The following is a 20298-nucleotide window of genomic DNA, read 5'->3' on the forward strand; positions in this document are numbered from 1 at the left end:
CGGTCCCTCGGCGCGGCGCGCACGAGGATCGAAAGATAACGGCGCACTCGTGAGACGAATGCGCCGTGTTGAGGGTCTAACTAATGCGTCAGTACAATCCGCTCAAGTCCTCAGGGACTTCCTTGCGCGGGGGCGTCGCAGGCGTGGCCGGCGCTTGGGTCTGAGCCGGTGCCGCAGGCGCATTATTCTGCTCGCGAGCAATGACATCGTTGTAGGCTTGCGGACCGGTCGGCTCGACACGCACCGGATCGGCGCGGACGTTACGCTCGGTGCCCGGACGGAAGGCTTCTTCAATGCCGTTCACGGTCTTGAAGATCGCATTCTTGGGACGGACAAGCGGACGGGCCGGACGCGAGCGTAAGGCCGTTTCCATAAACTCGCCAAAGATCGGCACGGCTGCCGACGCACCGGCTTCCCCTGAACCCAGCGAGCGGTTGTCGTCAAAGCCGACGAATACGCCGACGACGATATCCGACGAGAAGCCAACGAACCATGCAGAGCGATACTCATTGGTCGTGCCGGTCTTGCCGCCGACATTCGGGCCCAGGCCGCGAACGCTGGCAGCGGTGCCGCGCTGAACAACGCCTTCCAGCATGGAGCTGATTTGGTACGCCGTGATTGGATCGATCACCTGCGTTCCGCGCGGCTCTAGGCGAGGAGATTCCTGCCCTGAGAAGCTACGCGAGCATTCGCGGCAGGCACGACGGTCCGCACGGTGGATGGTCTTGCCATAGCGGTCCTGCACCACCTCGATGAGATACGGATCGACGCGACGGCCGCCGTTCACAAAGGCCGAATAGGCTGCGGTGATCTGGTAAGGGGTGGTTTCCCCTGCTCCCAACGACATGGCGAGGTTAGGCTGCATGTCGTCCACCACGCCCATGCGCTTGGACAGGTCGACGATGCTCTTCATGCCAACAGCCTGCGCCAGACGGACAGTCATGACGTTGCGCGACAGTTCCAGACCACGGCGCAGGGTTTGCGGGCCATAGAAGCGACGCGAATAGTTCGACGGCGTCCAAGGCTTGCCGCCCGGACCGCCAGGGAAGCTGATCGGAGCATCCAGAACAATCGACGCTGGCGTGAAATCGCCCTCGAGCGCGGCGGCGTAAACGAACGGCTTATAGGCCGAACCCGGTTGACGGCGTGCTTGGGTGGCGCGGTTGAAGCTGGACAGCGCGTACGAATAGCCACCGACCATTGCCAGTACGCGGCCCGACTGCGGTTCAATCGCCACCAGCGCCCCATTGACGGCAGGCACCTGACGCAAGGCGAACTGGCCGCCGGAAGGCTCAACGAAGATCAGGTCACCGCGCTTGAGCGGTTTGCGCGAATTGTTGGACCAAGCCACGTCCGCGGCCAGAAGGGTGCCGCTGCGCTGTTCTTTTGCGGTTCTCACGCGAACGGTGCTGCCTTGCACGCTTTCGACGGCAGCGGCTTCCCAGGTGCGGCGCTCTGGCGGCGTTTGGCGGCGCAAGGCTTCTTCTTGCCAGCCATCGGCAAAATCGGTTTCGCCCCACGCACCGCGCCAGCCGTGGCGGCGGTCATAGTTTTCCAGACCGCGCATCAGGGCCACGCGAGCAGCCGACTGCAGTTCCGGATCAAGCGTCGTACGGAGATAATAGCCGCCGCGGTTGACCTCTTCCTGACCGAACATGGAAATCGCCCGACGGCGGGCTTCTTCAACGAAGAAGTCGGCATCGGCATATTCAGCACGGCGCGGAGCGGCCCGGGCGTTCAGAGGACGTGCCTGAGCGGCGTCGCGCTGTTCGGCCGTGATAAAGCCGGCATCCTCCATCTGGCCCAGCACCCAGTTGCGGCGACCGATAGCGGCTTCGGTGCGACGACGCGGGTGATAATTGGACGGACCTTTGGGCAAGGCCGCAAGGAAAGCCGCCTCTTCCAAAGTCAGCTGATCCAGCGACTTGCCGAAATAGTTATAGGCTGCAGCGGCAACGCCATAGGACCGATAGCCGAGGTAGATTTCGTTTAGATATAGCTCAAGCAGTTGCTCCTTGGTCAGAACCGTCTCCAGACGGGTCGAAAGGATTGCTTCCTTGAGCTTGCGGTTCAGCTTGGTTTCGTCGCTGAGCAGGACGTTCTTGGCGACCTGCTGGGTGATGGTCGAGCCACCTTCCAGCCGATTGCCTGACAGAACGTTGAACACGTTCTTGAACATGGCACGCCCAACGCCTGAGACATCCAGACCGCCATGGTTGAAGAAGCTGCTGTCTTCGGCCGCGAGGAAGGCGTGAACAACCTGATCAGGAACCTGATTATAGGTGACGTAGATGCGGCGCTGTTCGGAGAACTCGCCGATTAGAGTGCCATCACCGCCATAGACACGGGTAGCCGTGGCCGGACGATAATCGGCCAGCTCTGCAGCATCCGGCAGATCGTGAATGACGTAAGCCGCGTAAACGGCAACAACCACACCTGCGGCTGCGACGGCCCCCATCAGGGCTGTACCAGCCCAGACGAACCAGCGATCGGCTATTTTCACCATGCACTCCGCACCCGGTCTTAACGGGATAAATCCTAGCCTGAGCCGCCTCCCGCGCATAGGGCGCCAGAGACACGAACTTCCTTAGCCGCGTTCCTTGAGCAGACGCGCCTTGTCGCGCTGCCAGTCGCGCTCGGCCGTTGCCTCGCGCTTGTCGTGGTTTTTCTTGCCCTTGGCCAAGGCAATTTCCAGCTTCGCCTTGCCGCTCTCGTTCAGGTACAGCCGCACCGGAATGATGGTGCGGCCATCGCGCTGGACCGCCGAAGCCATCTTGTCGATCTGGCGACGATGCAGCAGCAGTTTGCGGTGGCGGCGCGGCTCGTGATTGAACCTGTTGGCCATTTTGTAGGGCGGGATATCGGCATTGACGAGCACAAGCTCGCGTCCCTCGACCGCAACATAGCTTTCGGCAATGTTCGCGCGCCCGTCGCGCAGCGCCTTGATCTCGGTACCCAGCAGCTGGATTCCGGCCTCGATATGGTCTTCGAGGAAGTAGTCGTAGCGAGCGCGACGATTCTCGGCGATTGTCTTCTGCTGTGGCGCTTGTTCGGCCATTAAACGATCCCGGCTGCCGACATTGCGGCGTCAATATGCGGACGGACCTCGTTGCGGGTCTGTACTAGAGGCAAACGCACCTCTTCCGAACAGTATCCCAGCTTAGACAACGCATATTTGGTTGGCGAGGGCGAGTTATCGAGGAACAGCCCCTTGTGTAGACCGATCAGGCGATCCTGCCAGCTGCGGGCCGTTGCCAGATCGCCAGCCTGAACTGCATCGTGCAGGGCCACCATACCTTCGGGAGCGACATTCGACGTCACGGAAATCACGCCGCAACCGCCTTGAGCGGCATAGCCGAGATAGCTCGGATCATCGCCGGAGATCAGGTCGAAAGTACCTTCGATATTGGCGCGCATCCAGCTGACGCGCGACAGATCGCCGGTGGCGTCCTTGATACCGACGATGTTGGGGTGCTTGGCCAGTGCCGCAACCGTTTCGTTAGCCAGATCAACGCCCGTGCGTCCCGGCACATTATACAAAAGCACCGGGATCTGGACAGCATCGGCCATCGCTTCGAAGTGGGCCCGCAGGCCGGCTTGCGATGGGCGGTTGTAATAGGGCGTCACCGCCAGCACGCCATCCGCACCGACAGTCTTTGCGAACTGCGACAGCTCGATCGCCTTTTCTGTCGAAGACGAGCCCGCTCCCGCAATAACGCGAATACGGCCAGCGGCCTGCGCAACGCACATTTCAACCACGCGTTTATGCTCGTCGAGGTGCAGGGTAGCACTCTCGCCGGTGGTCCCCATCGGGACAACGCCGTGCACGCCAGCAGCAATTTGGCGTTCCAACAGTTTTTTAAACGCCTCTTCGTCCACGTTTCCGTCACGAAGAGGTGTGATCAAGGCGGTGATCACGCCCTTGAACAAATGGGCGATCATGGAAAAACTAACCTGTGCGGAGAATGAGCGGATGAGCCGCTCGTTATCTTGATGGGGCCAAAGGGTATTTCGCCAATGGCTCTACCGCAACAAGTAGATGAATGAGGACGAAGAAGCTGATGATCGCGACGACCCTCGCAGCCGCCCTGGCGGTCATGGCCCCCCCGACTCAAGACGTGATCAACAGCGTCCCGGCCGCCTATAGTTCCCAAACGGCGGGCTCTATCAGCCCGTCAGATCAGTCGCTGGTACAGCAAGGGCTGGCCGCAGCGCGGGCACGTGATGTTGTCCGCACCCAACAGATCATGGCATCGATGAATGATCCCGCCGCACGTAAACTCGTCGAATGGGCATTGGTGGATACGTCGGATCGTCAGATGTCGCCCTCCGAAGTCCTGCGTGCAGAGTCGGACCTCAAGGGATGGCCGCGAGCCGAATCACGTCGCGCCGCTGCCGAGCGTGCACTGAGTGTCACAGGTCTGAGTCCCGAGGCCACTCTGGCATTCTTCGCAGAAGAACAGCCGCGTACCGTCCAAGGTGCCATCGCCTACGCAGGCGCATTGGAGCAAGCAGGTCGCCGCGAAGATGCCCAGAACCTCATTCGCAACTGGTGGCGTCAGGAATCGTTCGACGCCGCTGAGCAGGACCGAATTCTCTCTCGCTGGTCCGGCTGGCTGGCGACCGACGATCATATTGTACGCCTGAACACCTTGCTGAGCGGCCCGCACGGCCCTGCTACCCGCGCGATGGTTAATCTGGTGCCCGCCGACCGTCAGGCTATCGCCAATGTGGTGATGAACCTGCGCACCGCCTATGCGCCAGACAGTGTCATTGCCAGCCTGAGCCCTCAACAGGCGACTGATCCCAATGTGGTGCTGGAGCGCGTGCGGCTGTTGCGCGCCGCGAACCGTCAGAGCGAAGCGTTCGACCTTCTGCGCTATCTGCCCCCTGCGCCCAAACATACCGACGGTCAAAACACGCTATGGAACGAGCGTCGCAACCTGTTCCTCGACGCGCTGCGTATGGGAAATAATCGAGCCGCCTACGACGCGTTTGCGGGGCACGGCTTCTCGTCTGGCGAGCGCTCGGTTGACGCCGAGTTCTTTGCCGGTTGGGCTGCGCTGGTCAAACTGAACGATGCGCGTCGCGCCGAGCAGCATTTCGAAACCCTTCGCAATATCTCCCAGACCCCCATCACTCAGGGACGGGCACTCTATTGGCTGGGCCGTGCTGCAGAAGCGCAGGGCGACCGCGCTCGCGCTCAACAGTTCTATGCCGCCGGTGGCCAGCATTGGCAGACATTCTATGGTCAACTTGCCGCCGAGAAAGCCGGCACCCAGACCCTGACCCTGCCTGGCGAACCTGACCCGACGCCTGAAGATGTCGCGCGTTTTGAAAGCTATGAGATGGTGCGGGCTACCCGTATCCTCGGCCAGATGGGCGAACAGCCGCTAATGCGCGTCTTCGCCTATCACCTCGATGACACCCTACCCCTGCCCTACGACCTGTCGATGCTATTCGATCTGGTCAAATCCTATGGTGACCAGTTCGGTGCCATGATGGTCGGGCGCGCCTCCAGCGGCCGAGGCTTTATCATGCCGGAGCGGATGTATCCGATCCAACTGCCGCAACAGGTACCAGGCATGGCACCGGCTGACTTTACGCTGGCCATCACACGTCAGGAATCCAGCTTCGATCCGGGTGTGCGTTCACACGCCAATGCTCGCGGTATGATGCAGATGCTGCCCAGCACGGCCTCGGCAGTGGCGCGTCGTATGGGGCAACCCTACAGCGATGATCGCCTGTGGGACCCCAACTACAATATGACTTTGGGCAGCTATCACCTTGGCGAACTGCTCAACAACTTCGGTCAGTCGCCGTTGCTGGCCGCGGTCGGATACAACGCAGGACCCGCACGTCCACCCCAATGGACTGCACGCTGTGGTGACCCGCGTCAGGCACAGGTCGACCCGCTGGACTTCATCGAGTGCGCGCCGATCACCGAGACGCGCAACTATATGATGCGGGTGATGGAGAATATGCAGATCTACCGCGCCCGTCTGAATAACGGCTCGGCACAGCTCACGCCGTCTGCAGACCTTGCGCGCGGTACTCCGCCCAACGCAGGACCTCGTTCATACAGCCAGTAACCAGGGGTTCAATCCTACAGTCGACGGGTCGCCAAAAGCGGCCCGTTTTCTGTTTCTACCCACTGGCCCGCGATCTTGAAATGGTCCCGCAGCACATCCACGGTCAGAGCCTTTAGCGGTGCAGCGTTTGCGACGACCCTGCCCTTGGCTATGACGACGACGCGGTCCGCAAACTGGGCTGCAGCCGATAGATCGTGCATGGTAACCACCACGGCAGACCGATCAGCTGCACGCTGACGCAGTCGCTCCAGCACCAGCAGTGAAGCGTCGGGGTCGAGCCCTGCGACAGGTTCATCGGCGATCAGCAACGGCGCATCAGTCACCAGCGCCCTAGCCAGCAGCACGCGCGCACGCTCTCCACCCGACATATCCGCCACGCCGCGATGCGCCAGATGGCCCACACCCACCAGGTCCAAAGCGCGCGCTGCACGGACCATCACATCTCCTTGCGAGAAATGAAGTCCGCCCAGTGCCGCAATCTCTATAGCGGGCAGGTTCCAGGCGATGGTCCGGTCCTGCGCCAGATAGGCGAAGCTCTCTCCCCGCTGGCGGGCCGACAGGCTTCGAAGGTCGCGACCCAGGAACTGCACAGCGCCCTGACGGGGGCGTATAAGCCCCGCAGCGACCTTCAGCAGGGTGGACTTGCCCGCTCCGTTCGGGCCGCAGACTGCCACCATCTGACCGGCCTCGACCGTCATGGACGCGAAATGGAGCAGGCGCTGTCGGGCGATATCGACGCTGATGCCTTCGAGGCAAAGCAGGCTCATAGCCTCCACTCCTTCGCGGCGCGCCATGCAATCAACGCGAACAACGGCGCACCGATCAGTGCAGTGAACACGCCGAGCTTTAACTCCTGATCGGTGGGGATGAGGCGCGTCGCCAGATCGGCCAAGACCAGCATCAAACCGCCGGCAAGCGCGGAGGGAAGCAGTACCCTGCCCGGATCACCTCGAACTGCAGAGCGCACCAGATGCGGTGCGGCCAACCCGACGAAGCCGATAATACCCGCGACCGCGACCGCGGCCCCAGCCGCGACGGCAGCGGCCAGAAGTGCGCAGACCCGCAAACGGACCAGCGGTAATCCCGATGCCTTGGCGACATCTTCGCCTAGCGTCAGCATCCGCAAGCCCTGTCGGGCCAGAACCGCAAAGACGGCAGCAACGACCAAAGCCGTCGCCACCCACGCCACGTCAAACCAGCTGCGATTGGCAACCGATCCTAGCATCCACGCCATGACCTCGGCCGAGGCAATCGGTGACGGCGAGAGGTTGAAAATCAGCGCGGTCGCCGCGCCCGAGAAGCTTGATAAAGCCACCCCGAACAGGATTAGCCCCTCAGGCGCTCCCAGTCTGGCACCGACCAGCGTCAAAAGAACACCCGCTACAGCCGCACCGATAAGCGCGGACGCTTCAACCGCACCGGGGATAACGGCCAATCCGCTAACAATCGCCAGCGCCGCAGCGAAAGCGGCTGTGCCAGACACGCCGATGACGCCCGGTTCTGCCAAGGGGTTTCGCAGCAAACCCTGCATGACTGCCCCAGACAGCCCCAACGCTGCCCCTACAAAAAGCGCGCAAAGCACACGCGGCAACCGGATCTGCCACAGCACGTCGCCCTCGCCCGATGCTGGATCGGCAAATGCGTGCGCAACGCCTGACCAACCCAAGACTGTCTCACCAAAGCTGACAGCCAATAGCGACGCAGCCGCAATGGCTACAAACAGTCCCAAGGACAAATAGTGGCTACGGATCACTGTGCCGTCTCCGCCAGCGTAAGCGCCGCATCAGCGGCAAACCAGCCAGGACACGTCAATGTCGAAGCGTGAAGATCGGCGGTGTCACTGGCTGCCATCAGCGGTTTGAGCACCGGATGACGCCCCACTCCCCGCCAATCCATGAAAGCCTGCTCGAAAAAGCCCCGCACAAACATAAGTGGCGGCGTCAGAACCAACTGCTCGAGCTTTAATGCCTGATAGCCCGCAGCTTTAGTGGCATTTTTGAAGCCGGCAGCTCTCAGAATACTATCGATCAGCGTGCCCGGCCCTGCGGAAAAGCCACTGGCGGTCATATAGGTCGCACGCCTGCCCTTGCCCTGACCTGCCGCAGCGGCCAGTCGCGCGTCCATGTTGCGGATCATTTCTTCACCTCGATCCGGAACATTTAGAGATGAAGCCAAATTACGGATATTGCTTCGAATACTGTCAAAGTCGCGGCTGTCTTCAATGTTGACCACCGAAACTCCACCCTGCTCCAAACGACGCAGCAGCAGCATATCTCCGCCCCAATATCGGACAACCACATCCGGCTTGAACGCGACAGCCGCTTCGAGACTAGGGCGAATGTGTTTGTGAGCGCGGGCCTGCTCGCGCAGATAGGCGTCCGCGTCATCCGAGCGCGGCGAAAGGCGCAGTTCCGCATCCGGTTTGAGAGCCAGCACAAACTGGTCGGCGCATTGGTCCAGCGACATCACGCGTAGCGGTCCCTCTGCGCCCGACGCGGTCGCAAATCCGCAAGCCAGCACGGCAACCAGACCGGCCACCCACTTCCAACGCAAACTCACGGGCAGGTCACACCCCTGACAAGGATATCGACCTGCGTTTCGATCAGGGTACGCTGGTCCTCCCAGCCGAACTGGGGCTTGGTGATGATGATCGATACCAGTCCGTGGATGCTGGCCCAAAGAACCTGCGCGAGGGCGCGCACGCGATCAGGCTCGACGCATCCTTCGACGGCAGCAGCAACACCGCTCTCGAACTTTTGGAACAATTCGGCGGCCACTTTGCGTGATACCGGTTCACTACCGTCCTCGCTGAGGATTGTCGGCGTCATGAACGCCAAGCGATAGGCATTGGCGTTTTCAAAGCCGAACTGGACATAGCCAATCATCAGACCGCGCAATCGGGCCTCGGGATCAGGCTCGGCCTCGGACATAGCCACCTGCCGCTCGAGCAGCATGGAGAATGCCCGCAGACAGATTTCGTTGAGGATCTCGGCCTTGTCCTTGAAATGCAGATAAAGAGCCGTCGACGACAGCCCCACAGCCTCGGCGATCTTGCGGATCGTTGCCCCTTCGTAGCCATGGGCGACGAAAATCTGCTCTGCCGCTGCCAGGATTTCTCCTCGCCGCGCATGGCCTTCGCCCTTTGGCTTGCGCACAGAGCGCATCTTTGGCGCGTCTTCCGTCACAGGGACCTCCGAACCTACTCACACTTATCCTAGGGGTGGAATCAATCGAGCGCCACACGGTTGCGTATGTCCAAGCTTTGCCATTAGTGTCTGCCTCCGACTTGTCTGGGGGGAGAAAGTCAGGTTGAGCGGATTTCTTCGTCCGCCGCTCAAAGTTCCATATGCTGTTGATGCGGCTAGTGGCGTGATTATCGCAATCAAGGTTGTTGGAGTTGTTGCTGCGGCTTTAGCACTCGGTCTATGGGCCCTATGGGACGCACGCTGGGGCTGGATAGTGATCACAGCCTTCCAGATCGCGCTCGTTGGGCTCGCGCTGTGGCGGGGGGCGCTTATCTTCGCGAGCTCCCAAACACAACCACGCCCGACAGAGTTAGAGAGCTGGCCCCGCTACACCATTCTCGCCGCGCTCTATAACGAGGCGGAAATCCTACCCCAGCTGGTGTCGAAGCTTGCGCTGATTGACTATCCGCAAGATGCGCTGGAGGGTTTTATCCTTCTGGAGGAGGATGATTTCCGCACCCAGGCGGTTGCGAAGAATTTGCGGCTACCTTCGTGGTTGAAAGTCGTGGTCGTCCCGCAGGGTAGCCCGAAGACCAAGCCTCGAGCGCTCAACTACGGGCTCGCCATGGCAACTGGCGAATACCTGACCATTTACGACGCGGAAGACTCGCCCGACCCCTACCAACTCAAGGAAGCGGCCAGCCGGTTTGCGAGCGATGGCGCTATGCACGCCTGTTTTCAGGCCCCCTTGCGTATTCAGCGACGTCACCGCGCAGCGGTCAAAACCGTGCTGCTGGATCGACAGTTTGCGGCTGAGTATGCGGGCTTGTTCGAGGTCATCCTGCCGGGAATGGCACGGTTTGGATTGCCGTTCCCGTTGGGCGGGACCAGCAACCACTTTCGGGTCGATGTTTTAAGGGCCGTCGGAGGCTGGGATGCCTATAACGTCACCGAAGACGCCGACCTCGGATTCCGGCTCTGGCGCGCAGGCTGGAAGCTGGGCACCATCACCTCGCCGACCTGGGAAACACCGCCCGGCCCCTTCAAGCTTTGGCTTCCCCAGCGCACACGATGGCTCAAAGGCTATCTGCAAACCCTGGCAGTCCATCTCGGCAAACCCGGATTAGGACCACGTGGCGTCTTCGCTTTTGCAACCACACTTATCGCAGGATTGGTCGCAGCCTCCATCCACGGCTATGCGCTCGCAGCCGTCACGACCCTGGGCATCTTGAGCCTATTGTCGTTGAGCCCGCCCGACGTCGGATATGGCGCCTTGTCAGTATTGATTACCGGATACTGCGCCTCATGGATGACGTGCTGGGTCGGCGCAAACCGGATCGGTATCCCCTACGGTCTGCGTGAAATCCTGATGGCACCCTTCTACTGGGCCCTGATGACCATCGCATTCTTCCATGCGCTGGTCCGGCTCGTGTTCCAGCCCCACACCTGGGACAAGACCCCCCACCTGCCCGATATCCCTGTTGCCGATCACCACACGCCTAAAGTCCGCCCCACCTATTCTGCGGCTCCCGCTGGACGAAAGGCCGCATAACGGCTTATCAGCCCAGACATGGCTCCGGTTCTTTCCCCTACTCCCGAAACCCTCGTCACCCGAGGCTGGTCGGATTACGCACTGATCGACAGCGGCAATGGCCGCAAACTTGAACGCTATGGTCGCTATACGGTCGTACGTCCCGAGCCCCAGTGCTTCTGGTCGGTCAAGGACGAGAGCAAGTTCGAGCAGGCGACCGCAATGTTCGACCCGCAGCAGGAGGAAGAAGATTCCGGCCGCTGGCGTTTCGACAAGCATGGTCCTGTTGATGCGTTTCCGCTGAAATGGCGCGACGTGAAATTCATGGGTCGGTTCACGCCCTTCCGCCACCTGGCCTTTTTCCCAGAGCAGGCTGCCAACTGGGAATGGCTGGACGGCCGTATCCGCACCCTGCAACAGCCGAAGGTTCTGAACCTGTTCGGCTATACGGGCGTGGCCTCGCTGGCGTGTGCTGCCGCTGGTGCGCACGTCACCCACGTCGATGCTTCCAAGAAGTCGGTGAACTACGCCCGCGAGAATGCCGAGCTGTCGGGTATGTCGGACAAGCCGATCCGCTGGATCGTCGAGGACGCCCGCAAATTCGTGGCCCGCGAAGTTCGCCGCGGCAGCAAGTATGACGGCATCATTCTGGACCCGCCGAAATACGGTCGCGGTGCCAATGGCGAAGTCTGGCGCCTGTTTGAGGATATGCCGGACTTGCTGAAGGACTGTGCCGCCTTGCTGTCAGACGATGCGTCCTTCCTGCTGCTGAATGCTTATGCCGCCCGTATCTCGGGCCTGTCGCTGGCGCATATGATGGCCGAGGCGACACATGATCGCGGTGGCCGCATCGACTGGGGCGAACTGGCCCTGTCGGAAGACGGCAAGGATTCCCGCGCCATCGGCCTGTCCTTCTTTGCCCGCTGGAGTGCCAAGTAATGAGCGAGCATCTGATTACCTCGCTGACCAACGACACGGTTAAGGCCGTGCGCGCCCTGCATATGCGCAAGGAACGCGATGCCACGGGCCGGTTTCTGGCGGAGGGTCTGAAGTTCATCGGCGAGGCTCTGGATCAGGGCCGCGCTCCGGTGATGCTGCTGGTCGGTCAGGACGCCCGTCCGCACCCGATCCTCGACCGTGCCAAGGCCGAAACGAAGAAGGCGGGCGGACAGATCATCACGGTCACCCACGCCATCCTCGAAAAGATCAGCCGTCGCGATAACCCGCAGACCGTGCTGGGCGTGTTCGAGCAGGTCTATACGCCGCTGAACGACATCGATCCGTCGGACAAGCCGTGCTGGGTGGCACTGGAACAGGTCCGTGACCCGGGCAATCTGGGCACTATTATCCGCACCGCCGACTCCGCGGGCTGCGGTGGTGTGATCCTCATCGGCGATTGCGTTGACCCCTACTCGGTCGAGGCTGTGCGCGCGACCATGGGTTCGGTCTTCGCTGTCACCATCACCAAGACCAGCCGCGAAGAGTTCGTGGAATGGCGCAAGGGCTGGAAGGGCAGCGTCATCGGCACCCGTCTGGATGCCAAGCACGGCTATCGTGACAGCCCCGTCCAGCATCCGGCCATTATCCTGATGGGCAATGAGCAGGCTGGCCTGACTGACGAGCTGGCTGCGACCTGTGACGTGAACGTCAAAATCCCGATGCGTGGACGTGCAGACAGTTTGAACCTGTCCGTCGCCACCGGCGTCATGGTCTATGCCGTGACCGATGCGGCTTACGGCTCCGGTCTCTAAGCCGGCCCTAACTAGGAAATGAAGAAGGGGGAGGCTTTACGCCTCCCCCTCTGTTTTTATCCGCCCCATGCCGATCAGGGCGACGATGGTCAACAAGGCCGCTACCGACAGATAGGCGCCCACGGCGGGCAATCCGTATCGGCTGGCCAACCAGGTCGCGGCATACGGTGCAATCGATGCCCCCAGAATACCGGCAAGATTGAACGTCATCGACGCACCGGTGTAGCGAACCGCCGTCGGGAACGGGCGCGCCAGTGCGGCACCGATCGGGCCATAGGTGCAGCCCATCAGCGAGAAGCCGATGACGAAGAAGGCGATAACGCCCCAGAAACCGCCACCGAACAGCAGCGGCAGAACAAGGCCGAACAAAGCGATACCAACCGAGGCCGCCAGCAAGGTGCGACCCTGCCCCCAGCGGTCAGCCGCCAGAGCGGCAATGGGGATGAACAGCGCAAAGAAGCAGACGCCGAACAGCTGGATCGGCAGAAACTCTTCGCGGGTATAACCCAGCGCCGTGGTGCCCCAGCCCAGCGCGAAGACCGTCATCAGATAGAAGATGACGAAGGTCGCCATACCGCCCAGCGTGCCCGTCAGTAGCGCCCATTTATGGCTGGCGAACAGAGTGACCACTGGAGCCCTCTCGCGCTCTTCCTTGTCGATGGTCTTCTGGAACTCGGGTGTCTCGGTAATCTTGAGGCGCATCCACAGACCAACAATGACCAGCAGCGAACTGGCGATAAACGGAATGCGCCATCCCCAGGCCAGGAAAGCCTGCTCGTTCATAAGCTGACCCAGAACAATGAAGCTGAGGGTCGACAGGATAAAGCCGATTGGTGCCCCCAACTGCGGGAACATCCCAAACCACGCCTTCTTGCCCGGAGGCGCGTTTTCCGTGGCCAGCAGGACCGCCCCGCCCCATTCGCCGCCAAGACCCAAGCCCTGACCAAAACGGCAGATCGCCAAAAGCGCCGGAGCCAGCACGCCCACCTGTGCGTATGTCGGCAGCAGCCCAATAGCGATGGTCGAAAGGCCCATGGTCATCAGCGCAGCCACCAAGGTGGCCTTGCGCCCGACGCGGTCTCCGAAATGGCCGAATACCACTGCACCGACGGGGCGCGCGAAGAACGCGATGGAGAAGGTCGCAAACGAAGCCAGCATCGCCGTCATGGAATCGGTGCCCGGGAAAAAGAGCGCCGGAAACACCAAAACAGCAGCCGTGGCGTAGATGTAGAAATCGTAGAACTCGATTGTCGTGCCAATCAGGCTGGCGAACAAAACGCGCGCCTTTGAGTTCGATACGGGTTTATTTTGGCTGTCAGCCATCGATAATTCCTCAAGAATGAGGAATTTATTTCAGAAATTTCCTCATTGCGTCAAGGATTTACGTGCCTCGCGGCTTGACCCGATTGGTGGGGGCCGCATTGGCTGGTTCTTCCGGCCATGGGTGGCGGGGATAGCGCCCGCGCATCTCGGAGCGCACGGCAGCCCACGACCCCGCCCAAAAACCAGGCAAGTCTCTGGTGACCTGAACCGGCCGGCGCGCGGGTGACAGAAGTGACAGTGTAAGCGGTACGCGCCCACCTCCGATGCAGGGGTGGGTCTTCACGCCGAAAAGCTCTTGCACGCGTATCTCGACACGCGGGCCACCTTCGGCCGCGTAATCGATTGCCGCCGAGCCGAGTGGCGTAGTCAGGCGCATTGGTGCCAACTCGTCAAGCTTGCGGGTCAAATCCCAAGGGATCAGAGCGCGCAGTCCATCGGCCAGCGCTTGATCGGGCACGGATGAAAGACTTTGGGCATTGTCGAGCGCCCCCCAGAGCCAGTCCTCGCGCCGCTCGAACAGAGCATCGTCAGAGACCTCAGGCCAGACCGGATCGATCTCGTGAAGGAATGCCAAGCGCGCTCGCAATGCAGAAGCACCCTCGCCCCATTTCAATCCGGCGATGCCCTGCTGTTCCACTTCGTTGCGCAGTGCCGCTGAAATCATTTTGCGGTCTGGCGTACCGAGAACCTTCTCGTCCAGCACAATGGCTCCGATGCGTCGCTGGCGCTTCATGACCATCCGTCCGGAGGGCTCGCGGCTCAGTTGATCAACGCTTTGGATACGGTGCGCCAAGTCGGTCTCCAGCGTACGCGTATCGAGTTGCACAGCCAGACGGACCTTATCTCGAACGTCGCCACCGCCCAGTTCAGCGACCGCCAGCCATGGCACTTGTGACAGGCGTTCGCTGGCGTCCAGCGTGACACCGCGCCCTGACGACAATAAGAAGTCGCCGGTCTTGCCTTTGGCCTTGGCGATGCGGTCGGGGAAGGCCTCGCAGATCAACAGCCCCGCATCGACCTCTTCCCCCGAGCCACCGCCGGCGGCCCGTGCCCAGCGCTCTACCAGCTTCATGGCATCGCGTGCCCTCGGCGAGCGATCGCATTCAAACCCCTTCAGACGTTCTTCGACATCGACGGCAGTCCCGCCGAGGCCGGGCTCACTCAATAATGCAGCCAGTTTGGCACCGCCCGCGGCATCGCCCAGATCCGAAGCAACCGACACCATGTGCGCCAAGCGCGGTGACAACGGCATCTTCACCAGGCGCTGGCCGTGTGCCGTAAGTTCGCCCTTCGGGTCCAGCGCGCCCAATCGCGTCAAGAGCTGACGGGCCTCGGCAACCGCCCCTGCCGAGGGCATATCCAACAGCGCCAGTCCCTCCGGCGAGCGCCTGCCCCAGCGCGCCAGATCAAGCGCGAAGGCCGACAGATCTGCTTCCTGAATTTCCGGCCGCTGATGCGCAACCAGTCCCCTCGTCTGCTCCTTGTCCCACAGTCGGTAGCAGACACCGGGCTGGACACGGCCCGCCCGACCTCGCCGCTGCTCGGCCGAGGAACGGCTGACCTTGACGGTCAGTAGTCGGGTCAGGCCGCTAGATGGTTCAAAACGGGGCACCCGTGAAAGACCGCCGTCGATGACAACCCGCACGCCTTCAATGGTCAGGCTGGTTTCGGCAACTGAGGTGGCCAACACAACCTTGCGTTTGCCAGCAGGAGCAGGATCAAGGGCGCGATCCTGATCCGCCTTGTCCATTGCGCCGAACAGACCCACCACGTCCACATTCGGATCCCGCAGCAGCTCCTTCAAACGTTGCAGAGTGCGATGGATTTCGCCCTGCCCCGGCAAGAATGCCAGGACCGACCCTTCTTCTTCATCCAGAGCCTGAAGCACGGCCCTGCACATGGCGTCCTCGAAACGCTCCGTCGGGTTTCGACCCAGATATCGCGTTTCCACCGGAAACATGCGGCCTTCGGTTTCAATGACGGGCGGGTTGTCCAGCAGTCGGGCTACACCTTCGACGTCGAGCGTAGCCGACATCACCACGATACGCAGATCATCGCGAAGGACCTGCTGACACTCTCGCGCCAGGGCCAGCCCAAGGTCGGCATCAAGGCTGCGCTCATGGAACTCATCGAACAGAACGGCCGTAACGCCTTCCAGCGCCGGATCGTCCAGAATCATCCGTGTAAAGACGCCTTCGGTCACAACCTCGATGCGGGTTTTCGGCCCCACGCGACTTTGAAGCCGCGTGCGATACCCCACCGTCTCGCCAGCCTTTTGGCCCAGTGTCTGGGCCATGCGTTCAGCGGCCGCGCGCGCCGCCAGACGTCGCGGTTCCAGCAGCAAGATTTTGCCGTCGCCTGCCCATGTCCGATCAAGCAGGCTCAGCGGCACAACCGTCGTCTTGCCCGCTCCCGGGGGAGCGGCGAGCACAAGGGTCGAATGTTCGTCTAGCGAGTGGACAATCGATTCGAGGACGGCATGGATCGGTAACATACGGTCCTAGTAGCGCGCCCGAAACCTTGGACAAAATTGTCGCAAAATCGTCCAGATTTCGTCAATCGCGTTGCGTGAACAAAAAACCCTGTCTAGCGTCCTCGCGAGGGTCGACATGCGTCGGCACATAATACGTGAGGGGACATTCATGTCTTGGCGGATCAAACCGCTGGATGCAATTTTGGCATCCGCAGAAAAGAAAGCGCTTACGCGCTCGCTGGGTGCTGTCCAGCTAACCCTGCTCGGCGTCGGTGCAATTATCGGTACGGGCATTTTCGTTCTGACCTCTGAGGCTGCTCAGAAGGCCGGTCCGGGCATGATGTGGAGCTTCATTATCGCCGCCGCGGTCTGTGCCGTAGCGGCGCTTTGCTATTCGGAAATCGCGTCCATGGTTCCGGTGTCGGGCTCTGCCTACACCTACACCTATGCCGTGATGGGCGAACTGCTAGCCTGGACGGTCGGTTGGGCACTTATCCTTGAATACACCGTCGCTGCGTCGGCAGTGTCTGTGGGCTGGTCGGGGTATTTCACGGGGCTGCTAAGCAGTTGGGGTGTGACATTACCGCTATCGCTCACAGCCGGACCGTACGCTGGCGGCATCGTGAACCTTCCGGCAGCTTTGATCGCTCTGCTGATCACCGGGCTGCTGATGATCGGCACAACCGAAAGCGCCCGCGTGAACGCCATTCTGGTGGCCATCAAGGTGACGGCTCTGACGGTCTTCATCATCCTGACGGTTCCGGTCATCAAGGGCGCGAACTTCCAGCCCTTCACCCCGAACGGCTGGTTCGGCGTGGGTGACCACGCTGGTCTGGGCGTTGTCGGCGCTGCGGCTTCGATCTTCTTCGCCTACGTGGGCTTCGACGCCGTTTCGACTGCGGCCGAAGAAACCAAGGACCCGCAAAAGAACGTTCCGATCGGCCTGATCGGCTCGCTCGTGATCTGCACCATCTTCTATCTGCTGGTCGCCGCTGGTGCCATCGGCGCACTCGACCCGAGCAGCGCTCAGCCGGTAACCGGCCCGAACGGTGAAATCCTGCACGCTGGTTCGACCGCTATGGCTCAACAGTGCCTGACGCTGGCTGCTGCGGGTTCGGAACCGCTGGTTTGCTCGAAGGAAGCTCTTGCTCACGTCCTTCGTGAACTGGGCCACAAGCGCGTTGGCGACATGATCGGCGTCGCGGCCTTCCTGGCTCTGCCGTCGGTTATCCTGATCATGCTGTTCGGTCAGACCCGCATCTTCTTCGTGATGGCGCGTGACGGTCTGCTGCCGGAGTTCCTGGCTAAGATCCACCCCAAGTGGAAGACGCCGCACATCGTGACCATGATCACCGGTGTTGCTGTGGCCTTCTTTGCGGCCTTCCTGCCGGTCGGCAAGCTGGCTGACATCTCGAACTCGGGCACCTTGTTCGCGTTCTTCATGGTGGCCATCTCGGTGATGATCCTGCGCATCAAGCAGCCGGACCGCCATCGTCCGTTCAAGACGCCTATCGTGTGGGTCACCGCACCGCTGGCGGTTCTGGGCACGCTGGGCCTGTTCTTCAACCTGCCGACCGAGTCCAAGCTGGTCCTGCCGATCTGGGCGGCTATCGGTCTGGTCGTGTACTTCCTCTATGGCTACCGTAAGAGCCATGTGGGTCGCGGCATCGTTGATACCGACGAAGCGCACTAATCCCCGGATTAGAAGACTGGAAAGCCCCGGAGAAATCCGGGGCTTTTTCATTGGCATAGCCGCCATAGTGGCTTGCGCCTGTCGGCAACACTGTTTAAACGCGACAGCGACCTAATGCGGATGTGGCGGAACTGGTAGACGCACTGGATTTAGGTTCCAGCGCCGAGAGGCGTGGAGGTTCGATTCCTCTCATCCGCACCACCTTCCCAACATTGCAACGCACACTGTTCTCTGCACGATCTTGCCGTGCGGACGTTGTCGAGGTGCCTTCATCTGCGCGTATCGTTGCAAATCTATCCGATAAACGACATTTCCGATCACTGATCATGACAATGGCCGGAAAAGGGCTTGCGTTATGACGCGATGCAATGTGTTTTGGACGTCGAGCGTCGGGCCATCAGGGGACCCGGCTCGGAAACGCCATGAAGAAGATCGAAGCCATCATCAAGCCGTTCAAGCTGGATGAAGTCAAAGATGCCCTGCAAGACATTGGGGTGCAGGGGATGACCGTTCTGGAAGCCAAGGGATATGGCCGTCAGAAAGGACATTCTGAACTTTATCGCGGCGCTGAGTACGTCATCGACTTTCTGCCGAAGATCAAAATCGAGATCGTTGTCGCCGACGACCTCGCTCCGGCGGTTGTCGAAACCATCCAGAACGCTGCGCGGACTGGAAAGATTGGCGACGGCAAAATCTTTGTCAGCACAATCGAAGACGTCATTCGCATCCGAACCGGAGAAACTGGCTCGCAAGCTATCTGACTAAACACGGCCGTCCCTTTGGGGCGGCCGCTTTTGTTTCCTCCCATTTACAGGACCTCGAGAAATGAGCGCCGCACAAAAGATCCTGCAAGAGATCAAGGACAAGGGAATCGAGTACGTCGACCTGCGCTTCACCGACACCAAGGGTCGGTTGCAGCACGTCACGTTCGACATCAGCCAGGTCGATGAGGACTTCCTCACCGAAGGCACGATGTTCGATGGTTCGTCGATTGCTGGCTGGAAGGCCATCAACGAGTCGGACATGCTGCTGATGCCGGACCTGTCGACCGCCTATGTTGACCCGTTCTACCAACAGCCGACGATGTTCCTGTTCTGCGACGTTCTGAATCCGGACACCGCCGAGCCGTACAACCGTGACAGCCGCTCGATGGCCAAGAAGGCTCTCGCCTTCGTCCAGTCGGCTGGCGTGGGCGACACCGTCTACTTCGGTCCTGAAGCCGAGTTCTTCGTCTTCGACGACGTTCGCTGGAACACCGCTCCGCACGACACCCGTTACAGCTTTGACTCCTCGGAACTGCCGGCCAACACCGGTGCCGAATATGCCGAAGGCAACATGGGTCACCGTCCGGCGACCAAGGGCGGCTACTTCCCGGTAAACCCGGTAGACTCGGGTCAGGACCTGCGCGGCGAAATGCTCGCTGTCATGCGCGACCTCGGCCTTGATCCCGAAAAGCACCACCACGAAGTGGCCCCGGCTCAGCACGAACTGGGCCTGAAGTTCAGCGACCTGCTGACCATGGCTGACCGTCTGCAGCTGTATAAGTACGTGATCCACAACGTGGCCCACGCCTATGGCAAGTCGGCGACCTTCATGGCCAAGCCGATGTTCGGCGACAACGGCTCGGGCATGCACGTGCACATGTCGATCTGGAAAGACGGCAAGCCGCAGTTCGCTGGCGACAAGTACGCTGGTCTGTCGCAAGAGTGCCTGTGGTACATCGGCGGCATCATCAAGCACGCCAAGGCCATCAACGCCTTCGCCAACTCGACCACCAACTCGTACAAGCGTCTGGTTCCCGGTTACGAAGCTCCGGTCAAGCTGGCCTACTCGGCCCGCAATCGCTCGGCCTCGATCCGTATCCCGCACGTGTCGTCGCCGAAGGCCAAGCGCATCGAAGCCCGCTTCCCGGACCCGATGGGCAACCCGTACCTGACCTTCGTAGCCTTGCTGATGGCTGGCCTCGACGGTATCGAAAACCGCATCGATCCGGGCGCAGCCGCCGATAAGAACCTGTACGACCTGCCGCCGGAAGAGCGCGGCTCGATCCCGGAAGTCGCCGGTTCGCTGCGTGAAGCACTGGACGCCCTCAACGCCGACCGCGCCTTCCTCAAGAAGGGCGGCGTGATGGATGATGACTTCATCGACGCCTACATCACGCTGAAGGAAGAAGAAGTCGCCCGTCTGCAACTGCACCCGCACCCGGTCGAGTTCGACATGTACTACAGCTGCTAATCGCTAAACCGCGAT

The 20298-nt window shown here is 61.0% G+C and carries 16 protein-coding genes and 1 tRNA gene; 8 read left to right on the forward strand and 9 right to left on the reverse strand.

Annotated features, from left to right (window positions below; all coding sequences use genetic code 11):
* Positions 1-88 precede the first annotated feature (88 nt).
* The 3 genes from LOX95_RS05945 to dapA all read right to left on the reverse strand — a co-directional run bounded on the left by LOX95_RS05945 (position 89) and on the right by dapA (position 3942).
* Positions 89-2506, reverse strand: coding sequence for a penicillin-binding protein 1A (locus tag LOX95_RS05945; protein WP_242913542.1), 2418 nt, complete (start codon positions 2504-2506; stop codon positions 89-91).
* Between the two features lie 81 nt (positions 2507-2587).
* A complete protein-coding gene (gene smpB, locus LOX95_RS05950) occupies positions 2588-3058 on the reverse strand; it encodes an SsrA-binding protein SmpB (RefSeq protein WP_242913543.1) in 471 nt (156 codons plus the stop codon).
* A complete protein-coding gene (gene dapA / locus LOX95_RS05955; protein ID WP_242913544.1) occupies positions 3058-3942 on the reverse strand; it encodes a 4-hydroxy-tetrahydrodipicolinate synthase in 885 nt (294 codons plus the stop codon). The genes smpB and dapA overlap by 1 nt, the downstream gene beginning before the upstream one ends.
* A 101-nt stretch (positions 3943-4043) precedes the next feature.
* On the opposite strand from dapA, the gene LOX95_RS05960 reads away from it, so the two are divergent.
* Positions 4044-6092 (forward strand): lytic transglycosylase domain-containing protein, encoded by a 2049-nt coding sequence (locus LOX95_RS05960; RefSeq protein ID WP_242913545.1) that lies wholly within the window; start codon positions 4044-4046, stop codon positions 6090-6092.
* Between the two features lie 14 nt (positions 6093-6106).
* On the opposite strand, the gene LOX95_RS05965 is transcribed toward LOX95_RS05960, so the two are convergent.
* The 4 genes from LOX95_RS05965 to LOX95_RS05980 form a co-directional block, all read right to left on the reverse strand.
* Positions 6107-6859: an ABC transporter ATP-binding protein gene (locus LOX95_RS05965; RefSeq protein ID WP_242913546.1), complete on the reverse strand. Its 753-nt coding sequence runs from the start codon at positions 6857-6859 to the stop codon at positions 6107-6109.
* On the reverse strand, positions 6856-7845 hold the full coding sequence (locus tag LOX95_RS05970; RefSeq protein WP_427846570.1) for a FecCD family ABC transporter permease: 990 nt from the start codon (positions 7843-7845) through the stop codon (positions 6856-6858). Before LOX95_RS05970 ends, LOX95_RS05965 begins: the two co-directional genes overlap by 4 nt.
* The gene (locus LOX95_RS05975) at positions 7842-8558 is read right to left on the reverse strand and encodes an ABC transporter substrate-binding protein (RefSeq protein WP_242913619.1); all 717 of its coding nucleotides are present in this window, start codon (positions 8556-8558) and stop codon (positions 7842-7844) included. Before LOX95_RS05975 ends, LOX95_RS05970 begins: the two co-directional genes overlap by 4 nt.
* An 89-nt stretch (positions 8559-8647) precedes the next feature.
* Complete coding sequence (locus LOX95_RS05980; RefSeq protein WP_248286901.1) at positions 8648-9256, reverse strand: TetR/AcrR family transcriptional regulator; 609 nt, start codon at positions 9254-9256, stop codon at positions 8648-8650.
* Positions 9257-9461: 205 nt separating this feature from the next.
* On the opposite strand from LOX95_RS05980, the gene LOX95_RS05985 reads away from it, so the two are divergent.
* The 3 genes from LOX95_RS05985 to LOX95_RS05995 are packed head-to-tail and all read left to right on the forward strand — an operon-like array spanning position 9462 to position 12559.
* Positions 9462-10829: a glycosyltransferase gene (locus LOX95_RS05985; RefSeq protein ID WP_242913548.1), complete on the forward strand. Its 1368-nt coding sequence runs from the start codon at positions 9462-9464 to the stop codon at positions 10827-10829.
* Between the two features lie 18 nt (positions 10830-10847).
* Positions 10848-11747, forward strand: a complete 900-nt coding sequence (locus LOX95_RS05990; protein ID WP_242913549.1) for an RsmD family RNA methyltransferase — start codon at positions 10848-10850, stop codon at positions 11745-11747.
* Complete coding sequence (locus tag LOX95_RS05995; RefSeq protein WP_242913550.1) at positions 11747-12559, forward strand: TrmH family RNA methyltransferase; 813 nt, start codon at positions 11747-11749, stop codon at positions 12557-12559. Before LOX95_RS05990 ends, LOX95_RS05995 begins: the two co-directional genes overlap by 1 nt.
* Positions 12560-12595: 36 nt before the next feature.
* Here LOX95_RS05995 and LOX95_RS06000 read toward each other — a convergent pair whose 3' ends face one another.
* The gene (locus tag LOX95_RS06000) at positions 12596-13882 is read right to left on the reverse strand and encodes an MFS transporter (protein ID WP_242913551.1); all 1287 of its coding nucleotides are present in this window, start codon (positions 13880-13882) and stop codon (positions 12596-12598) included.
* Between the two features lie 58 nt (positions 13883-13940).
* Positions 13941-16376, reverse strand: coding sequence for an ATP-dependent helicase HrpB (gene hrpB / locus LOX95_RS06005; protein ID WP_242913552.1), 2436 nt, complete (start codon positions 16374-16376; stop codon positions 13941-13943).
* 148 nt (positions 16377-16524) lie between these two features.
* Between hrpB and LOX95_RS06010 the strand changes: the two genes are divergently transcribed.
* The 4 genes from LOX95_RS06010 (at position 16525) to glnA (ending at position 20283) form a co-directional block, all read left to right on the forward strand.
* On the forward strand, positions 16525-18048 hold the full coding sequence (locus tag LOX95_RS06010; protein WP_242913553.1) for an amino acid permease: 1524 nt from the start codon (positions 16525-16527) through the stop codon (positions 18046-18048).
* 116 nt (positions 18049-18164) lie between these two features.
* Positions 18165-18249: transfer RNA gene (locus LOX95_RS06015), tRNA-Leu, on the forward strand.
* 221 nt (positions 18250-18470) lie between these two features.
* Positions 18471-18809, forward strand: a complete 339-nt coding sequence (locus tag LOX95_RS06020; protein ID WP_242913554.1) for a P-II family nitrogen regulator — start codon at positions 18471-18473, stop codon at positions 18807-18809.
* 64 nt (positions 18810-18873) lie between these two features.
* Positions 18874-20283: a type I glutamate--ammonia ligase gene (glnA, locus tag LOX95_RS06025; protein ID WP_242913555.1), complete on the forward strand. Its 1410-nt coding sequence runs from the start codon at positions 18874-18876 to the stop codon at positions 20281-20283.
* Positions 20284-20298: the final 15 nt, after the last annotated feature.

Source organism: Brevundimonas pishanensis (genome assembly GCF_022750635.1).
GTDB lineage: Bacteria > Pseudomonadota > Alphaproteobacteria > Caulobacterales > Caulobacteraceae > Brevundimonas > Brevundimonas pishanensis.

Coding starts and splice junctions, on each gene's coding strand:
- LOX95_RS05995 (WP_242913550.1), top strand. CDS start 11,747: ATGAGCGAGCATCTGATTACCTCGCTGACCAACGACACGGTTAAGGCC.
- smpB (WP_242913543.1), bottom strand. CDS start 3,058: ATGGCCGAACAAGCGCCACAGCAGAAGACAATCGCCGAGAATCGTCGC.
- LOX95_RS06020 (WP_242913554.1), top strand. CDS start 18,471: ATGAAGAAGATCGAAGCCATCATCAAGCCGTTCAAGCTGGATGAAGTC.
- LOX95_RS05980 (WP_248286901.1), bottom strand. CDS start 9,256: ATGCGCTCTGTGCGCAAGCCAAAGGGCGAAGGCCATGCGCGGCGAGGA.
- hrpB (WP_242913552.1), bottom strand. CDS start 16,376: ATGTTACCGATCCATGCCGTCCTCGAATCGATTGTCCACTCGCTAGAC.
- LOX95_RS05960 (WP_242913545.1), top strand. CDS start 4,044: ATGAGGACGAAGAAGCTGATGATCGCGACGACCCTCGCAGCCGCCCTG.
- glnA (WP_242913555.1), top strand. CDS start 18,874: ATGAGCGCCGCACAAAAGATCCTGCAAGAGATCAAGGACAAGGGAATC.
- LOX95_RS06010 (WP_242913553.1), top strand. CDS start 16,525: ATGTCTTGGCGGATCAAACCGCTGGATGCAATTTTGGCATCCGCAGAA.
- dapA (WP_242913544.1), bottom strand. CDS start 3,942: ATGATCGCCCATTTGTTCAAGGGCGTGATCACCGCCTTGATCACACCT.
- LOX95_RS06000 (WP_242913551.1), bottom strand. CDS start 13,882: ATGGCTGACAGCCAAAATAAACCCGTATCGAACTCAAAGGCGCGCGTT.
- LOX95_RS05990 (WP_242913549.1), top strand. CDS start 10,848: ATGGCTCCGGTTCTTTCCCCTACTCCCGAAACCCTCGTCACCCGAGGC.
- LOX95_RS05975 (WP_242913619.1), bottom strand. CDS start 8,558: ATGTCGCTGGACCAATGCGCCGACCAGTTTGTGCTGGCTCTCAAACCG.
- LOX95_RS05945 (WP_242913542.1), bottom strand. CDS start 2,506: ATGGTGAAAATAGCCGATCGCTGGTTCGTCTGGGCTGGTACAGCCCTG.
- LOX95_RS05965 (WP_242913546.1), bottom strand. CDS start 6,859: ATGAGCCTGCTTTGCCTCGAAGGCATCAGCGTCGATATCGCCCGACAG.